Annotated in this window: 8 protein-coding genes, 1 tRNA gene, 2 rRNA genes and 1 pseudogene; 9 read left to right on the plus strand and 3 right to left on the minus strand. The window is 62.2% G+C overall.

Annotated elements, in window-relative coordinates:
• From RT91_RS07240 to RT91_RS07250, 3 genes are all read left to right on the plus strand, one after another.
• A 23S ribosomal RNA gene (locus tag RT91_RS07240) occupies positions 1-432 on the plus strand; the annotation flags it as partial.
• Positions 433-522: 90 nt separating this feature from the next.
• Positions 523-637, plus strand: a 5S ribosomal RNA gene (gene rrf, locus RT91_RS07245).
• A 27-nt stretch (positions 638-664) separates the two neighbouring features.
• A tRNA-Met gene (locus tag RT91_RS07250) sits at positions 665-741 on the plus strand.
• On the opposite strand, the gene RT91_RS20415 is transcribed toward RT91_RS07250, so the two are convergent.
• Positions 698-2,410 (minus strand): recombinase family protein, encoded by a 1,713-nt coding sequence (locus tag RT91_RS20415; RefSeq protein WP_082468560.1) that lies wholly within the window; start codon positions 2,408-2,410, stop codon positions 698-700. The two genes, RT91_RS07250 and RT91_RS20415, sit on opposite strands and share 44 nt — an antisense overlap.
• A 264-nt stretch (positions 2,411-2,674) precedes the next feature.
• Here RT91_RS20415 and RT91_RS07265 point away from each other — a divergent pair, with 264 nt between their 5' ends.
• The 4 genes from RT91_RS07265 (at position 2,675) to RT91_RS07280 (ending at position 9,891) form a co-directional block, all read left to right on the plus strand.
• A complete protein-coding gene (locus RT91_RS07265) occupies positions 2,675-3,001 on the plus strand; it encodes an NIPSNAP family protein (RefSeq protein WP_035186457.1) in 327 nt (108 codons plus the stop codon).
• Between the two features lie 577 nt (positions 3,002-3,578).
• Positions 3,579-5,843: a restriction endonuclease subunit S gene (locus tag RT91_RS07270; protein ID WP_051788212.1), complete on the plus strand. Its 2,265-nt coding sequence runs from the start codon at positions 3,579-3,581 to the stop codon at positions 5,841-5,843.
• Positions 5,840-6,634 carry a hypothetical protein gene (locus RT91_RS07275; RefSeq protein WP_035186468.1) on the plus strand — a complete coding sequence of 265 codons (795 nt, stop codon included), beginning with the start codon at positions 5,840-5,842 and terminating at the stop codon, positions 6,632-6,634. The genes RT91_RS07270 and RT91_RS07275 overlap by 4 nt, the downstream gene beginning before the upstream one ends.
• Complete coding sequence (locus RT91_RS07280; RefSeq protein ID WP_035186469.1) at positions 6,631-9,891, plus strand: DEAD/DEAH box helicase; 3,261 nt, start codon at positions 6,631-6,633, stop codon at positions 9,889-9,891. Before RT91_RS07275 ends, RT91_RS07280 begins: the two co-directional genes overlap by 4 nt.
• A 52-nt stretch (positions 9,892-9,943) precedes the next feature.
• On the opposite strand, the pseudogene RT91_RS07285 reads toward RT91_RS07280, so the two are convergent.
• Positions 9,944-11,013: pseudogene (locus RT91_RS07285) on the minus strand (IS630 family transposase).
• A gap of 139 nt (positions 11,014-11,152) precedes the next feature.
• Between RT91_RS07285 and RT91_RS07290 the strand changes: the two are divergent.
• Positions 11,153-16,699, plus strand: coding sequence for a sacsin N-terminal ATP-binding-like domain-containing protein (locus RT91_RS07290; protein WP_051788215.1), 5,547 nt, complete (start codon positions 11,153-11,155; stop codon positions 16,697-16,699).
• Between the two features lie 262 nt (positions 16,700-16,961).
• On the opposite strand, the gene RT91_RS07295 is transcribed toward RT91_RS07290, so the two are convergent.
• Positions 16,962-17,243: a hypothetical protein gene (locus RT91_RS07295; RefSeq protein WP_055726012.1), complete on the minus strand. Its 282-nt coding sequence runs from the start codon at positions 17,241-17,243 to the stop codon at positions 16,962-16,964.
• An 85-nt stretch (positions 17,244-17,328) separates the two neighbouring features.
• Here RT91_RS07295 and tnpA point away from each other — a divergent pair, with 85 nt between their 5' ends.
• Positions 17,329-17,796: an IS66-like element accessory protein TnpA gene (gene tnpA / locus RT91_RS07300; RefSeq protein ID WP_160321848.1), complete on the plus strand. Its 468-nt coding sequence runs from the start codon at positions 17,329-17,331 to the stop codon at positions 17,794-17,796.
• The last annotated feature ends 39 nt before the right edge of the window (positions 17,797-17,835 follow it).

Raw genomic sequence — 17,835 nt, forward strand, 5'->3', positions numbered from 1 at the left:
CTGATCTCCCCCAAGAGTCCACATCGACGGGGAGGTTTGGCACCTCGATGTCGGCTCATCACATCCTGGGGCTGGAGCAGGTCCCAAGGGTTCGGCTGTTCGCCGATTAAAGTGGTACGTGAGCTGGGTTTAGAACGTCGTGAGACAGTTCGGTCCCTATCTGCCGTGGGTGTTGGAGACTTGAGAGGATTTGTCCCTAGTACGAGAGGACCGGGATGAACATACCTCTGGTGCATCGGTTGTCACGCCAGTGGCACAGCCGAGTAGCTAAGTATGGACGGGATAACCGCTGAAAGCATCTAAGCGGGAAACCCACCTCAAAACTAGGTCTCCCCGAGGGTCGTGACAGACCATCACGTTGATAGGCCGGGTGTATAAGCGCGGTAACGCGCTCAGCTAACCGGTACTAATCACCCGATAGAACTTGAATATCTCAACCACCCCCACCATGCACAAACACCAACACAACTCACACAACACGCCAAATCCACACCAGCCCAGAAACAACGATAGGCTGGACGACCTGGTGGCCATTGCGGGGAGCCTGCACCCGATCCCATCCCGAACTCGGCCGTGAAAATCCCCAGCGCCCATGGTACTGTGCCTCAAGGCACGGGAGAGTAGGTCGCCGCCAGGTCCTCCAGCCTATCGTAACCTCATCCACCGCGGGGTGGAGCAGCCCGGTAGCTCGTCAGGCTCATAACCTGAAGGTCACAGGTTCAAATCCTGTCCCCGCAACCACCTTGATTTGCGCCTCCAGAACAGAAACAGAACCAAGCCCCGATGCACACGCGCCGGGGCTTTTGTCGTTCCCGCCACCAGACGCAAGACGCAGTATCCCCGCCAGCGCGCCCCGGAGTTCAACCTTCAGTTCCGCGCCCTCCGGAACCAGGATCACCGCCTCGATCAGCGTGCGGATAATGGAAAATGCCTCGTCCTTCGTGGTCGGATCCTGCAGCGCCTCGTGCAGGTTGGCGACCGCCTCGCGGTAGAGTTCGGCCATCGCGGGATGAAGCGAAGGTTCGGGCGCGGTCTCGCGGGCGAGAAGATCGGTCAGTTCGGCCTTGCGGGCCTCGATCCGGATCATCTCGTCGCGCAGGCTGGACGCCGGCATGCCCTCGGCGATCGCATCGATGATCCGGGCCTTGCGGTGTTCGATGCGTTTGAGCTCCTCCCGCATCCCCGTGAAATGCGCCCGCCTCTGCGCGCTGGCGGCATTCTGCTCGGCGACGAACGCCTCGGTGAATTCCCTGAACAGAGCAGGATCCATCAGCCGGTGGCGCAGCCCGTCCAGCACGATGGCTTCGAGACGGTCGCCGCGAATATTCAGCCGGTTGTCGCAGGTGCCCTTGTTCCGCGCCGCTGCGCAACCGAACAATGTCGCGCTGATCTTGCTGTAGGCGCCACCGCACACACCGCACCGCATCAGGCCGGTGAGAAGGTGTTTGGGCCGCTGGTGGCGCCAGAATTCTGCTCCCGTTGAGGCGCGGCGGGCACTCGGTTCCCCGGCCATGTCCGGGCGGGTGACCTTGCGCATGTTGCCCTGTCGCTCCTTGACCGCGGCCCAAAGCTCGTCGTGGATGATCCTCAGCTCGGGGATCTCGGTGATCACCCATTTGCCGGGATCGTTCAGCCGTGAGACCCGCTTCCCGGTGGCCGGATCCTTTATGTAATGCAGCCGGTTCCACACCAGGCGCCCGATATAAAGTTCGTTGTTCAGGATACCCGTGCCGCGTTCGGGGTTGCCGTTGATCGTGCTCTGGCTCCAGCCTTCACCGCGCGGCCCCGGAATCTTCTCCTTGTTCAGCTGGACGGCGATCGCGCGCGGTGATTTGCCATGAGCAAATTCCCGGAAGATCCGGCGCACCACCTCGGCTTGTGCTCCGTTGATCGTCCGTTCGCCGGTCTTCGCCGCGCCATCGGCGCCGAACTCGCGGACCACGTCATATCCATATGAGTTGCCACCGCCGGAGCGTCCTGCTTCGACCCTGCCTCTCAGGCCCCGGCGCGTCTTGTCGGCGAGGTCCTTCAGGAACAGCGCGTTCATCGTGCCCTTGAGGCCGATATGCATCTCGCCGATCTCGCCTTCGGCAAGGGTCACGATCGAGGCCCCGGCAAAGCGCAGGCGCTTGAACAGCGCGGCGATGTCCTCCTGGTCGCGCGACAACCGGTCCATTGCCTCGGCCAGCACGATGTCGAACCGGCCGCGGCCCGCGTCGGCCATCAGTTCCTGGATGCCAGGCCGGAGCAGGGAAGCCCCGGAAATGGCCCGGTCGGCGTAGCTATCCACCACCCGCCAGCCCTGCCGCTCCGCATGTTCCCGGCACACACGCAGCTGGTCCTCGATCGACGCCGCACTCTGAAGGTCACTCGAAAAGCGGGCGTATAAGGCGACTCGGGCGTTGGTCATCGCTCTGGCTCTGATCAGGAGTGAGCACCTATCGTTTGAGACCGCGGCCCCCAATGTCAAGCTTTCCGCGGATTGCGCGCCGGAATCCAGACCAATCAATTCCGACCGCAGGCCGCCCACCCAAGGTCCAACACCGCAATGAAGTCGCCGTTCACGGCTCCGCCCGCCGATCACGACACCGGATGATCCAATCCTTCCGACTTGCTGGGGTGGGGGACCGGGGCTAGCATCCTCCGCGTCGATATATCTTCAGGAATAGAAACCATGATCCACGAACTCCGCATCTATCACTGTATGCCGGGGCGACTTCCTGATCTTCTGAAGCGGTTCGAGACTGTGACACTCGGATTGTGGGATAGACACGGCATTCGGCAGGCAGGGTTCTGGACGACGCTCGTCGGAGAATCCAACATGGATCTCACCTATCTGCTGGCGTGGGAATCCCTCGCTGAGCGAGAGAGCAAATGGACCGCTTTCCAGGCTGATCCCGAATGGCTGGCGAAGCGCGCCGAAACCGAGAAGAACGGTCAGATCGTGGCCAGTATCACCAATCAGATCCTCGTGCCTACGGCATTCTCGGCAGTACGCTGACGTCCTGCGGCTGCGAGGGCTTCAAAATTATGTCGGTGCAGAAGGCTGGACGGCACTGCCGCCAGCCCCCGTTCAATTGTCCGCCCATGATAGAAGGGCCGAAACCGCAATATCCGATATCGGCGTTGAGATTCGATAAGCGGACGTTCAGTGCCCGCCCCCATATCCAACGTTCAACGGTAATTATACGTTGCTGATAGCTGCCGTAGGGAAGTCCGTCATCACTGACTGGCTAGTTTGTCCGCCACTTTCCGTGCTCAGCTCTGACGCGCTGCGGCAATTACGTTGAGCAGCGCCTGCCTGTCCAATGCGCCGTTGCGGGCTCGGGTTCCGATGATGAAGGTTGGAGTGCCCCGAGGCCGAACTTGTTTGCTGAACTGGTCTCGGCATCGCGCAGCGCCCGAAGGCGGTCTTGGTCACGGACCGTTCACACCGGCCCGGACTGACATGCCTGCTTGCCCATAGAAGCCCCTTTGGGCATTATGCCCAAAGGGGTTATCTCGGGCGCTACGTTCGTGAAATCTATGTCAGCCAAGACAGGAAACGCGCGAGGCCAGGCCGTAGGCGGGGGACTCGTATGAACGGCGAGACCGCCCAAAGAAAGCTCTTTGCTGCGCTTGACGCAGCGCGTAGTTCCGGCCGCGTTCAGAACGCGGTTGAGATCGCACGGCACGCACGGGAGGCGGGACTAGGTCTGACCGAAGCCCTCACTGCCGTGCGCAAGCATGCGTGTCCCTATTACGGTAGTGCAGATGGCGCGCTCGAGGGGGCACTTGCCTCTCTCGTTTGCTCGCTGGCAGCGGGTCAGAAGGCGTCCCGTGTGCTGGAGTACACGGCCGATAACAGACTAATGGCTGCAGAGCTTGCAGAAACGGGCCGTTCTGAGCTTTCGGTATTCGCGCGGGACGCCGAGCTCGCCGAGGCGCTGAGCATCCTCCTGGCGGATACCCCTGCTACTGTTTCGTCGGGCATGCCCGTGATCCCCGCCGATAAGCGGTTCGACGCGATCATCTGCGCGCCGCCGATCGGCATACGGACCAAGGGCGGTGACGGGTTTGGCAGCGAGGTCGTCCCCGGCCTTGCGCCGGCACTTGCCGATGATGGCGTCCTTTGCTGGATAACGGGTCGCGGCGTCCTGTTCAGCCGCGGCGCGCGCGGCACCTTTCCGGCATTGTCGCAGCTGGGGCTGCATGTTGCCGCCGTGATCGACCTGGCTCCCGGCGCGCTAGCGGGCGCCCATATCGAGGGCACGCTGATCGTCTTCAGCCGCCGTGAGCAGAAACAAAAGCTCGTCGGCGCGCTGCGCGCACCGGAAGACGTGGCCTCGATCATCTCGGCACTGAAGGCAGGCCCGGTCAAAAAGCCCGGCGCCGTTTGGGCGTGGCTTACCGCCGATGATCCGCGCAGCTTCATGCATCTTGAGCGTGAGCGCCTTATCCGTAACCTCACGCCGCGGGGGCGGCACGAGCTGAAGACGATCCGCGCGCTGCTTGCCGATACGCGTGTGGAGCGCGCGGACCGTCCGCTGCTGGATGATTTCAGGGGAACTGCGCTGCTCTTCGTACCGGAATATGCCGGTAGCCGCGTCACGGCTGATCTCGAAGAGCAGACGGTCAAGCCACGTTCGGTTTATCGCCTCATCATCGACGGCAAGCAGGCGAACCCGCGCTTTCTCGCGCAGCTGTTGAACAGCCCGTATGGCCGGCAGCTACGGAGCGGGATTGCGAGCGGCGCTACCATCCAGCGCGCTGGTGTTGACGCGCTTCTTTCTCTTGAGCTGGCAGTTCCGGACCTCGCAACGCAGGAGCGGATTGCGCGGATCGACAGTGACATCGGCCTTTTGCAGGCTGCCTTTCGCGACATGCAGGCTGCGCTCGAGCAGGACTGGACCGCTCTTGCCGAGACGGCCGAACGGGTCGATGCTCTCAAGGCCGTACTCGATATTGAACAGCGGATTGCCGACTGGTGGCGCGAGCTTCCTTACCCGCTGGCCACGATTTACCGGCGTTACCAAGTCGCTACTGAGCCGAAGGAGCGGCTTGAGACGCTGCTTCATTTCTTTGAGATGTTCGCTGTTTACCTCGCCGCCGTCGGTGCCAGCCACGCCAAAGCATTACGGCGGGACTGGCCAGACGTGCTTGCAAAATGGCTTCATCCTGCCGGCAGCGCAGGCATCGAACGGACGGATTTCGGGTTCTGGATCGGCCTTGCCGGGGCAAGCCTGAAAGATACGGCGCGCATCGCGAGCGACAAGGAGCTGAGGGCGGTCGCGATCGAGACCGGCGGCCCCGAGCTGGTGCAGGTTGCAAGCACACTTGGCGGCCTTGGTAAAGCCACTGAATTTCTCGATGTCGCACGCCGCTTCCGAAACAGCTGGAAAGGCCACGGCGGCCATCTGAAGGTGAGTGATGCCGAGCGCCTAGACCACGAACTGCAGCAGCAGGTGCGCAATCTTTACGAGGCGACATCCTCATTGCTGCGCTCGGTCCAGCTGGTCCGGCCGGGTATGGCCGAAGTGACGGATACCGGCCTTCGATACAAGGTCGATCTGCTATCGGGGAGCGACCCGACATTCAAAGCAAGGCAGGTCGAACTCGACAGGCCGGTGAAGTCTGGCGCGCTGGCTTTCTGGGGAATCAATGGCCGCACGATGTGCCGGGCACTTCCGTTGTTCCGGCTTGGAGCGCCCCAGCAGCCGCAGGAATCCAGCTTTTACGTCTTTAACCGTGTGGAGAATGGCGGGTTTCGGTGGATCTGCTATCAGGAGGCACGTGAGCAGGAATTCGTGGCGCCTGACGAGGAGTTGCGCGGCATTATCGCTCTCGGCAAGGGGGCGGAATGATCGCAGAGGGCAAGCAATGTTATGCGCGCGGCGCGAGCCCCTGCATCGGTGCAGGACGCACCTGGTCGGGTGCGGAACTGAACGCGGCTATCACCGGTCCGGTTGCGGATGTCGTGTTCGATGATGAGGGTACGGCCGACATTGCGGTGATCCTTGCCGGCGTCGCCGAGACGGAGTTCGAGCACACGGAGCTCGCCCGCGTCCTTGCCGATCCGGATGAGATCGAGGACTGGCGCGTCGGCGAGGCGATAGCGGAAACGTGGCTGAGTGATCATCGCAGTTGCACGTTCCCGTGGCCCGATGGCCGCGACGAGCGGAAAAGCGGCTCAAGCCTGCCGGGCGCCGATCTCGTCGGCTTCCAGGCGGATGACGAGGGCGACCGCTTTGCGTTCGGGGAGGTGAAGACGTCGGCGGAGAACAAGTACCCGCCGCAGGCCATGTACGGCCGTACCGGCCTGAAGCAGCAGCTGGAGGATTTACGGGACCAGGTCAAAATCCGCCGTGATCTTGTAAAGTATCTTGGGCACCGGGCCGGAACGGCCGCTTGGCGGCCGCGCTATGAGGCAGCGAGCAAACGCTACCTTGCGAACACCTCTGACGTTCAGCTATTCGGCGTGTTGATCCGGGATGTCGAACCGCATGAAGATGATGTACGGGTCCGCGTTGACAAGCTGGCAGTAGACTGTCCCAAGGGAATGGGGATCGAGCTGCTGGCGATCTACCTGCCTGCCGGGAGCGTCGCGCATCTGGCCGCCAACGCCCTTACGACGCGAAGAGGAGGGAGCGCATGACCGTTTCCTCCGCAGCCGTAGAGGCTCTGCACGCGCACTGGGCACTCGAGGCCGTCAGCGCGAATGACAGGGAGCGCGCTTCGAATGTCGCGAACGAGCGGCTCGCCAGACGCGCAGTCGGCAAGCAAATCGAGTTCAGCTTCGAGCAGAATGGCGGTGACGACGCGCTGCTGGACCGCGTGGCGCTCGCCTATGAGATGGCGGCCATTGAGGGGCTGGATGCCCTCAGCCGGCCGGCTGGCGGCAGCGCGGCGCTACGAGACCAGTCCTCTGCGGCAGCCTACAAGGCGTTTGATATCCGCCGGCTGATCCCCGTGCCGGAAGACACGCATGAGCGCATCTTCCACGTGCTGCATATCTCCGCGCTGGCCTACTGCGGTGATCGCTGGTCGGATTTGCGGCGCTGGTATGCCGAGAACAAGGGCTGCCTGCGTTCTCCATCCATAGCAGGTGTTCCCTGGGACCAGCGTCTTCTGTTCCGGATATTCGAGTGCTGGGTTCGGCTGTTCCGGAAGGATGGCTGGGATGACCTCCACGGCATCCATGAGATCGTTGCGGGGCTACGCGAGGACCAGAAGACCCATGAGGCCCAAAGTCTCCGTAATGGCACGGAGGCTTCGGATCGTGCGCTCGCCTTGCGCCTTGTCGCGCTTTACCATTGGGCGAAAGCGACCGAAATTCTTGCCGAGTACATTTCGCAAGGCGGGACGCAGACGGTATTCGCGCAGCTCGACAAGCATTTCGATGCAGGCGTCAGGGCCGCGGCTGCGTCAGGCGATGCCCAGCACGAGGTAATCTTGCGGTGGCTGCATGCGGCGAGCCGCATGATGGTCACGAGCTCGCTGTGGTGGAGCACCCGGACAGTCAATTCCCGCGTGACCGACTTCGTCCGGGCGCTGACCCGCCGCGAGCACCAGCCGATGTTCGAGCTGCTGCCGCCACAGCGCGCCGCGCTTGCGGAGCAGGGCCTGCTCGATCAGGCTAAGACCGCTATTGTGGTCGATATGCCGACCTCAGGCGGCAAGACGCTCCTTGCGCAGTTCAGGATTCTGCAGGCACTCAACCAGTTTGACGCCGAGAAGGGCTGGATCGCTTATGTAGCACCTACGAGGGCGCTTTCTGCGCAGATCACGAGGCGCCTGCGTCGCGATTTCGAGCCGATTGACATCCGGGTGGAGCAGCTCACGGGCGCGATCGAGGTGGACGCGTTCGAGGAGGAGCTTCTCACCGACCAGGAAAAGCCGTTCGGGGTTCTGGTTGCGACGCCGGAGAAGTTGTCGCTTGTGATCCGAAACAAGAAGGTATCCCGTCCGCTTGCGCTCATCGTAATGGACGAAGCGCACAATCTGGAGACGGAGACGCGCGGCCTTCGGATCGAGCTCCTGCTTGCGACAATCAAGCGGGACTGCCCGCGCGCGAATTTCCTACTGCTGATGCCGTTCGTCGAGAGCAGCGATGCAATCGCGAGATGGCTCGCGCAGGATGTCAGCGCGGGCAAATCGATAAGTTTCAGTACAACGGCGTGGAAGCCGAACGAGCGCATTGTCGGTCTCTACCGGGCGGTGGACGATGATAGCCAGAGGGCGGGCTGGCGTCTCGAATACGAAACGCTCTCCGTTACTGAGAAGACGATGAAGCTGCGCGGCACGCACCGGGCAGGGCATTGCCGCCCCGTCAACGTGCCGAAGAGCAAGGTGCTATCAAACGGACAACAGCAGGGCTTGGGGCTCCAGACCGCTGCGATGGCAGCGGTTCTCTCGAGCCGCGGGACGAGTGTCGCAGTTGCCAACAACATCAACACTGTCTGGACAATGGCGCGCGAAGCGGCCGGGGCGATCACTGCATACGAAAGCACGCCGGACGACGTGCAGCTCGTCCAGAACTTCCTAAGAACCGAAATCAGCCCCCAGTTCGAGCTGATCGAGATGCTCGACCACGGCGTCGGCGTTCACCACGCTGGTCTTTCCGACGAAGTCCGGACCCTTATGGAATGGCTGGCGGAAGCAGGTCATCTGAAGGTGCTCTGCGCCACCCAAACGATCGCGCAAGGCATCAATTTTCCCGTCTCGTCAGTGTTCCTGGCATCGCACCTCCTCCCCTACGGCGTGGAGATGGCGCCGCGGGAGTTTTGGAACCTTGCCGGCCGCGCGGGCCGTATCGGCCATGACAGCCTCGGAGTCATTGGGCTTGCAGAAGGCACTGAACGCCAAAGAAAGATCGACTTCCTGAGCCGGGCGACAGGCGCACTGGTTTCGCGGTTGGTCGCCCTTCTCGATGAACTCGCCGAGCACGGGCAGCTCGCTGATCTGCAATCGGTCTTGTGGCAGAATCAGTGGGAGGATTTTCGCTGCTACATCGCTCATTTGTGGGTAGAAAAGAAAAACCTCGACGCGGTCCTTGCAGATTCCGAGCAGTTGCTTCGTCAGACCTACGGCTACACGACGCTGCGCAACGATCCGGCGCAGCGGGCAAAGGCAGATGCGCTTCTAGACGCAACCAAAGCCTATGCCCGGCAGCTGGCGAACCAGCCGGGCGTCGCAGAGCTTGCCGACGCGACCGGCTTTTCGCCGGAGGGCGTCCGTAGAGCGCAGGTAGAACTCCGCAATCTTGAAGAGCGCCTCACTCCGGCAGACTGGGCGCCGACAAGCCTCTTTGGCGATGCGGGTAAGATGGCGGACCTGTTTGGCGTGATGCTCAAGGTGCCGCAGCTTTCAAAGCAGCTGGAAGAGATCGGGGGCGAAGGTTTCGATCACGCGCACCTTTCAAATATCACGCGTGATTGGGTAAGTGGTGTTCCCCTTCAAGAGATTGCCCGCTCTTACTTCGCCGGCGACGAGCAGGCAGCCGATACCGAAGCATTCACAAACGCCTGCAAGGCCATCTACCGGACCATCGTTAATAACGGGACGTGGGGCATTTCAGCGCTGAGCCGCGTTTCCGGTCTCGATTTCGACAACATGTCGGAAGCCGAGAAGCGGCGCATCAACACCCTTCCGGCCATGATCTACCACGGCGTGAGCAGTGAGGATGCGGTTCTGATGCGGATGAATTCCGTGCCGCGAAGCGCGGCCGAACGCCTTGGGGCTCTTTACAGGACCCTCTCCGAGAATGACGACTCTCGCTACTCCGTAGGTAAGGCTCGCAGCTTCCTGAAAGAGTTGTCCTCTCGCGACTGGGACCGCGCCAAGCCGGCGGATGCCGTCCTTAACGGCGTGGGTTACCGAAAAATCTGGGAAGTCCTTTCCGGCGAGAGCTAAAGAAGCCTTGAGGCGCGTCCGATTGCCCCGGACCGGGCTCTAGTGGATTGACTCATTCGGATGGTTCAGGGATCTGAGCGAGCTTTTTGAAGATTGAGGCTGTGGTTGCGGTCCAGAGGAATGGCTTGGAATTCTTGTTGTGCGCCTTGATGTAGCGCTTGATGGCGTCTTCGAGATCGGCGACGGATTTGAAGACGGATCGGCGGATTTTGCGGCGGGTGATGATCGAGAAAAATCCTTCGACGGCGTTGAGCCCCGACGCTGAGGTGGGCGTGAAATGGAACGTCCATCCGGGTGGTTCGCAAGCCATTCGAGGACCGTGGAATATTTGTGGGCAGCGTAATTGTCGACGATGGCGTGGATGACTTTGCCGGCCGGCACATTCCGTTCGACGGCGTTGAGAAAGCGAATGAATTCCTGATGCCGATGCTGCTTCATGCAGCGTCCGATGATCGTCCCATCAAGAATATTCAACGCGGCAAAGAGCGTCGTCGTGCCGTTACGCTTGTAGTCATGGGTCATCGTTCCGCATTTTCCCGGCTTGAGCGGCAAGCCCGGCTGAGTGCGGTCGAGCGCTTGGATCTGGCTTTTCTCGTCGATGGAGACGACGACGGCGTGAGCCGGCGGGTTCATGTAAAGGCCAACGACGTCCTCGACCTTCTCGGCCAATTTGGGATCGTTGGAGCGTTTGAACGTGCGCGGGCGGTGGGGTTGAAGACGATGAGCCGCCCACAGGCGCTGGACGGCTCGAAGCGAAATGTTGAACGCCTTGGCCATCGCGCGGCCGGTCCAATGGGTGGCCTCTCCGGGCGGTTCCGAACAGGTCAGCTCCAGCACTTTCGCGATGGTCTTGGCGGACAGCGGCGTCTTGCCGGGTTTGCGCGTCTTGTCGTGCAAGAGCCCATCAACGCCTTGCTCGCCGTATCTTTGTTGCCAGCGCCATACTGCGGGACGACTGAGGCCAGCTTGGCGTGCCACTTCAACCACCGGTAAGCGTTCAGCCGAGAACAAGACGATCTTCGCCCGCTGGACATGCTTCAGCGGGCGATTTCGGTCGCCGATAATGGCGAGCAGTCGCTCGCGATCTTCCACAGGGACGATGACATTGACAGTTTGGGCCATGCCACGAGATTCGCATGTCATGCCAAAAACGTGAATCTTATGAAAGCGTCAATGCACTAGCATCGTCAAATGCTATCCCCGAAAATCGGGTTGGGCTAGCAATTGAACAGGTAATATAACTTTGTCACTTGGGGGCGGCTTGGCGAACGTAGATGATCTTACATCTCCCACAGCATCGACGGAGCAAGACGATGCTCTGACGCCTGCCGAACGGATCGATCGTATTGCGGATGGCAAGCTGCAGGCGTTTGGCGGAACGATTAACATTGTCGCCGGCGTCTACCTCGACGACGTCTACGCCCAGAATAAAAGCGTCGCTGAACACGCGGCGGCCGATTATCATGGTAGGTTCCTTATTGAGCTCGTCCAGAACGCCAACGATGCCCATGAACGCGGCCAACGTGATGGCCAGATCGATGTTCTCCTGGTCGAAGACGAGGGCGACTTCGGCACGCTCTATGTTGCGAACTTCGGAAAGCCGTTCAGCCACGACAATGTAGTCGCGCTCTCGCGCATCGGCATGTCCACCAAGCCGCCCGGGGAATCGATCGGCAACAAGGGCCTCGGCTTCCGGAGCGTCAGCCATGTCTGCGATTCGCCAGAAATATACTCCCAGGCACCCGAGGCGTTCGGCGCAGCCACGTTCGAGGGTTATTGCTTCACCTTCGCGCAGTCCAAAGACCTGAGTTCCCGGATCGAGGACCCAACGGTTCTTGCCTTCGCGCAATCCGACCTGCCGATGTTCTTCCTGCCAATCGCCCTCGGCACTCAGCCCGAGGTCATCGCTGACTATGCCGTGCGTGGCTTCTCTTCCGTCATTCGGCTCCCGCTTCGAGATTCAGATTCTCTGCAGACGGCACGGGACGAGGTCAGGGCTTTGAACGACGATTCCGCTCCACTGCTCCTCTTCCTCGATCGTCTCGAAATGCTCAACGCCAAGGTTCGGAACCGCGCCGGCGAGACCTTCTCCGCGTTCACACTCAAGCGACATGAAAAGTCGATTGCATCCGCGCCGATCGCCGCGTCGATCGTTACGCTGAGCGGTGCACATTGGCTGCTCGTCCGCGATCATGCGCCGGAAGCGCTCATGCGGCGGGCCGTCGACGATGGCGTCAAGGCGAAGCAGCTTCATAGCAGTTGGAAGGGCTGGTCGGGCGTCGGTGAGGTCGGCCTGGCAGTGCCTCTCGATCACGAGATTTCATCGCCTCGCCTCTACACATTCCTGCCAATGGGGGAGGGCGCAAACGCGCCTTTCCAGGGCCACCTTCACGGCAGCTTCTTTCCTTCCTCGAACCGCAAAGCCCTCGATGCCGGCGTCGCGCTCAATCGTCTGCTCCTGACCCAGGCGGTCACACTCGCTGCGGCGAGCGTGCTTTGGTTGGCGGACCGCGATGCCGGCCGCAGCCATGCGGCCCTCACGGCGGTTGCCCGGGCGAAGGCATCTGTCGATCTCCTCGTATGGAGCAACCCATCCAGCCTGACCGCAGCGAAGGGCCCGGGCGATCGGCTCAATTTGCCCGCCCTCTCGGCCACGGAGATCGCGCGCCTCAGCGGACAGGAGTTCGGCTCTGCGCCGGTGATCCCATGCGCTGTGATGCTAGGCGGTTTGCTCTCGGTCGGTTGGCGCCATCCCAGGGAGGTGCGCGCCACCTTCGAGGCATCGCCGACCTTCGATCTCTCGGCGGTCGCGAGGCACGGTGCGGCTATCTCCCCGCCGATCGCGCCGCTCCTGCCCGAACTCAAGCCCGAGCGCATCGGTCGTCTGACGCCATTCCTTCGGCAGCACGCACCGAATCTGTTTCGCGACCGGCTGGCCCCCATCGAGTGTGCGCGGATTGCGGCGGAGATCGCCGGCACCCTGCGCGCCGGAAAGCGCCCTGCGACGAGCCAGTGGACCGACTTCTACCGGGATCTGCCCTCCTTCATGAAAGAGGGGCCGGAGATGCTCTCTGGCTTGCCCGTCATCCTCTGCGATGACGGGACGGTCCGTGCCGGTCGCAGCGACGTCCAGACCGATGGCGAACTTCCGCGTGCCCGGCGTCGGCGACGCAAGGGCGAGCAGATCGAACCCTCCCTTTTCTTCCCGCCCGCGACGCGGCCATCGGGCGACAACGCGGAGATACCGCTCGAGCAACTCCGTGTGCCTGCACCGCTGGCGGCGCACTTCGCTTTCGCCTCGAACAAGCTTCCCTGGCATGGCGAGCTACGCGCCGCGCGCGAGTTTCTCGAGCGCGGCCAAGTCTCTGCTTATGACGGCGAAGCGGTCCTCACCCGTATCTCCCAGGTGGTCAACGCAGGCGCCTCGGTCGAGGAGGCTCTGGCGGGTCTCCGCTGGGCATTTGCGATCTGGCGACGCGCTCTGACCACCAGGTCGATCAAGGTCGATTCCTCTTATCGCCTGCTCGTTCCCACAGCGGATGGAATGAGCCACGCTACGGAGGCCATCTTCTCGGAATCCTGGCCCGATGAACTCCTGGGCCGGCGGCTCAATGCGCTATTCAGCGCCGCGCCGCCCGACGTTGCTGACTTTGCCTCCTATCGAAAGCGGCTCCTCGCGCCCACCAGCCATCGCGCCTTCAAAGGCCAGGCCGCGCTCTGGGCGGAGTTTCTGCGCGGCCTGGGCGTCGGGTGCGGCCTGCGCGCGCTTCCTCTGCCCACCATGCCCCTGACCCGCGCTTACGAGGTTACGAGCTTCGGTTTCGCCAAGGCACTGGGGCTCAGCGACGCGGCCATCGCCGATTGGAAGTGCGACGTCAGCACTTTCACCAAGGAGAGCCTGAGCCTCTATTATTCGACCAACTACAAGTTCGCGAGCGCCCTGTGGCACCTGCCAGGTCAGAGCGACCATGAGCGCTTCACCGACGATTGCCGTGAGATCTATGCCGGTCTGGTGATCGAGTGGCTGGCGGGCGCCGGAGAGGAACTGCTCCACAGCGATCTTCGTCACGAGCATTACTCGAATGACCAATATCCATGGTCGACGCCGGCTGGAGCCTTCATTCGTAGCAGCCGATGGCTGCCCGCCGACGACCCATCATCCGAGGGGCCGGTTCGTCGCTTCTACCGCCCGTCGGACGTCTGGGTCTCCAGCAACGAGCGCTTTCCCTTCTATCTTCGGCAGGTGGCGGTCGCGATCGGCAGGATCATCGACCGTCGGCAGCCTGAAGCGCTAAAGAAGTTGCGAACCCATGGCCGACTGCGGCTCCTGAACGATCCGGCAATCGCCCTCGATCAAGCCCGTTTCCTCGCATCTCAATATGCCGCTGGAACGGTTCGACCACACTACGAGCAGCAGCTCTCCAATCTCTACAACGCGACCTGGAAGGTTATCGCGGACAGGCACGCAGCGGATCCTCAAGCGACCGGCAATGCGCCGAAGAATATGCCGATCCTGGTCCGTCGGCGCGCCGATCTTGCCGTCACAATCCCGGCCAAGGAGACCGCGCCCCTCTACGTCCGGGACAGCGACGATGATCTTGCGCCCAGCCTTGTCGCGTCTATCGATGGCCTCCTTCTCGACATCAAGGGTGCCGATCGCTCTCGGGTAGGCGCAGCAGCGGAAGCCTTGTTCGGCAAGAAGGTGAGCCGCCTGTCGACGATGCGCTACGACGTTAAGATCGACGAGGAGGCGCTCGAAGACGTCGAGACCAGCGAAACAGTGCTCGACCAATGCCCCTGGCTTCGTGTGATGCTCGCGGTCGCGATGGAGGGGTTGCGAGGCACCGATGCTGGCCAGCTTCCCGCCGACCGCGGGCTTGTTCTCGATCGCCTCAGCAATATCGCCCTCGTGGCGGCTGAAGACGTCGCCTTCGAGATCAACGACCAGCGGATCATGGCCCCCGGTGACCGGCCTGCCTATGTCTTCCGCCGCTCGGACCGAAAGACCCTTGTCGTCACCCGGATCGGTGATCCCCTGACCTGGAACGGCCTCCAACTCTGTCTGCCGGCGATTTGCGAGGCGATTGACCTATCTCCGGTCGCCAATGGGATGCGTCTACTCGCCCACGAGCTTGCCGCTGCCGGCGAAGCCATCGACGAACTCGGCCTCGACGAGGATGTGATTTTCCGGCTCGGCCGCACCCTCCAGCTCGAAGAAGGCTCCGTCGCGTCGGTCCAGAACCTCTTCGGCGAGCGCGTCGACTTTCGAATGCCGTGGCTCCGCGCCGCCATCCACTACGGATCGGGACCGGACGCTCTGAACGATTGCGATCGGCTTGAAGCCGAGCACGGCGCAGACCCGGCTCGTCTTCTCGCTGAGCTGATGTCTCTCATCACCGCCGCCTCTGCGGATGCCGACGCGGTGCTCAAGGCGTGCGGGCAGGCCCAATCCGCGGCGCAGTTTCGTGAGCTTCTCGACCTCGATTTCGCGCGCTTCAACGAGAGTCTCGCGGCCACGGGAAGCGAGCCGTTGACCTATCCCGCGGTCCATGCCTCACAGCTCCTGAACCACATCGTCGACCACGAGACATCCATCCTGGAAGCGCTTCGCAATGCGGCCGCACCAACGCTCGACACATTCCTGCCCGCTCCAAACTATGCTCAGCACCGCGACGCCTTACGATCCATGAAAGCGGATCCAGCCTGGCTCACGCTCTACCATTTCGTGCCGGAAGCCGTTCTGGAAGGCCATGTTGCGCGATGGCTCGAAAGTTCGGGAGCGCCAGTGGCCGGTGCGAACCCCCATGCTCTGTCCGAACTTGCCGAAGTTCGATCGGCCAACATGACGGCAATCGGCCGCTTCGCCACCATGGCGACGCCCATTGTGCGCGCCTGGTGGAAGGGGCCAGCCTCAAGTATCCCGGACCAATGGCGTGAGGCCAAGGCAGCCGAGCAGCATATTCGTGCCAAGCTCGATGCGGCCGGCGCGGTCGACTTCAAGCCCATGAATGAGGCAGCGCTGATAGCTTGGTGCGTGAAGCTCGGTATCTGGCCCGACGGCATGGATTCCACCCTCGATCGTGACGCACTGGGTATCGGTGCCGATGCGATCGACGCGGCCGCAAAGGAAGCTCAGCGAGAGGCGGAGGAACGGGCCGCGAGGGCCCGGTCCGTTCGGGTCAACGATCGCGATGTTGACCCCGAGCATGCGGACTGGACGGAAATCTCGGCCGAGATCGCCGCTCGGCTCTCCAAGCATGTCAAATCGGCGCGTCTGACGACGCCGACCGAGCTGAACCACCTTGAGAGACCTACCAAAAAACCTCCGACGAACCGCAATCCGCACGATGTGCCTCCCGGGCCGGATCGGGCCCCGCAAGCCAAGAAGGACATGATCGGGCGGCTCGGAGAACTCGTCGTATATCACTGGCTCAAGGACCGCTTTCGCAACCAAGACATCGACAAGGCGTGGGTCTCGCGCTTCGGCGCCCTCCAGAAGGGTAAGGCGTGGTCCGACGACCTCGGCTACGATTTTGAGCTGAAGCATGATCGGCGGACTTGGCTCATCGAGGTCAAATCCAGCCAAGGTGATCGGTGCCAGTTCGAGATGGGAGAGTCCGAGGTTCGCGCCGCGCGGGAGGCTGCCCGGCCCCGTTCCGGTCAGCGCTATGTCGTGATCTATGTCGCCAATCCGGCGACTTCGAGCGAAACTCGGATCGACGTCTTGCCCAACCCCATGAGCGAGGAAGCGGATGGCATCCTCCGCCTTCTCGGTGAGGGCGTGCGTTTCGGATTCAAGCCGAGATAAGGTCAGGCACGGCGCCCCGAGAATGGTTGAGCGTCCGCTTTGGACCATAGCCGCCCATTAAAGCGCGGCGGTCGCTGAGCGACAGGGTGTCACCGATCCGGACTTTAGCGCGACGGCCGGGATGGTTCGCTATCAGGATTGGGTTTGGAGCCTGCCATGGCGGGCCTGGGCGCGAAGGAGACACGGGTTGCCAGACTGTCAGTGTAGGGCGATCCTAAACGCAAAAGCCCCCTCACCCATAATCAAAGGTGAGGGGGCTTGGTCACGAGTGTTCGATATTGAACACTGGTGTGTCGAGCGCGTCGAGCAGCTGCAGGAAGTGTCTCAGCACTTCGAGCATACACTCGGCCTGCGCGGCGAGAGCCATGAGCTCCGGTTCGAGCCAATCATCGGCTTCGGTCCGATTCTCTCTGGCCAGCAGGTCGCGATACCGGCCGCGAAGGGTCTGGATATTCCGGAGCGTCAGGTCGCATTCGTATTCGACTGATTTCCGGGCCGCGCGCAGGCGGAAGCGTTCGCGCATGCCGCGCTCGGCGATCGCCATATAGCGGTCGAGTTGCACGGGAACAGTAAACGCTGTTGGACCGGCATTGTTGTTGTGACGCAGACTGGGCCCGATGTTTGTGGGCGTGAGCGACGTCGGCATTTCTGAGATTTTTGAAGCGGATCGGGTTGAGGCGATAGGAGCGGCTCGTACGAGCCTTCATACGAGTGCTTCGAAGGAGCGGGTTGAGGTAATCACACGCGGGGCGCGCCGGCGTTGGTCGACGGCGATGAAGCGGGCGATTGTGGAGGCGAGCCTGGCGCCCGGCGTGATGGTTTCGGCGTTGTGCCGTCAGCACGAGATCAGCAGCGGGCAACTGAGCACGTGGCGTCGGCAATATCGGGATGGCGATCTGGCCGAAGCGACGCCGCTGGTGCCGGGCTTTGCGCGGGCAGTGGTAAGCGGGACTGTGCCGGCGTTGGGCTTGGCGGCAGCGCCGACGGCGATGGAGACGATCGAGATCACGCTGCCGGACGGGGTGGTATTGCGTGTCGGCGCCGGGGTGGACCAGTTGGCGTTGAGCCGGGTGCTGGCGGTGCTGAGGGGCGGATGATCGCGCCGGGTGCGGGTGTTCGGGTCTATCTTGCCTGCG

Origin of the sequence: Acidiphilium sp. JA12-A1 (assembly GCF_000724705.2) — a bacterium.
GTDB classification, from domain to species: domain Bacteria; phylum Pseudomonadota; class Alphaproteobacteria; order Acetobacterales; family Acetobacteraceae; genus Acidiphilium; species Acidiphilium multivorum.

What these genes read in the sequence shown, in the direction of transcription:
- RT91_RS20415 (WP_082468560.1), bottom strand. Translation starts at nt 2,410, where the DNA reads ATGACCAACGCCCGAGTCGCCTTATACGCCCGCTTTTCGAGTGACCTT.
- RT91_RS07265 (WP_035186457.1), top strand. Translation starts at nt 2,675, where the DNA reads ATGATCCACGAACTCCGCATCTATCACTGTATGCCGGGGCGACTTCCT.
- RT91_RS07270 (WP_051788212.1), top strand. Translation starts at nt 3,579, where the DNA reads ATGAACGGCGAGACCGCCCAAAGAAAGCTCTTTGCTGCGCTTGACGCA.
- RT91_RS07275 (WP_035186468.1), top strand. Translation starts at nt 5,840, where the DNA reads ATGATCGCAGAGGGCAAGCAATGTTATGCGCGCGGCGCGAGCCCCTGC.
- RT91_RS07280 (WP_035186469.1), top strand. Translation starts at nt 6,631, where the DNA reads ATGACCGTTTCCTCCGCAGCCGTAGAGGCTCTGCACGCGCACTGGGCA.
- RT91_RS07295 (WP_055726012.1), bottom strand. Translation starts at nt 17,243, where the DNA reads ATGGCGATCGCCGAGCGCGGCATGCGCGAACGCTTCCGCCTGCGCGCG.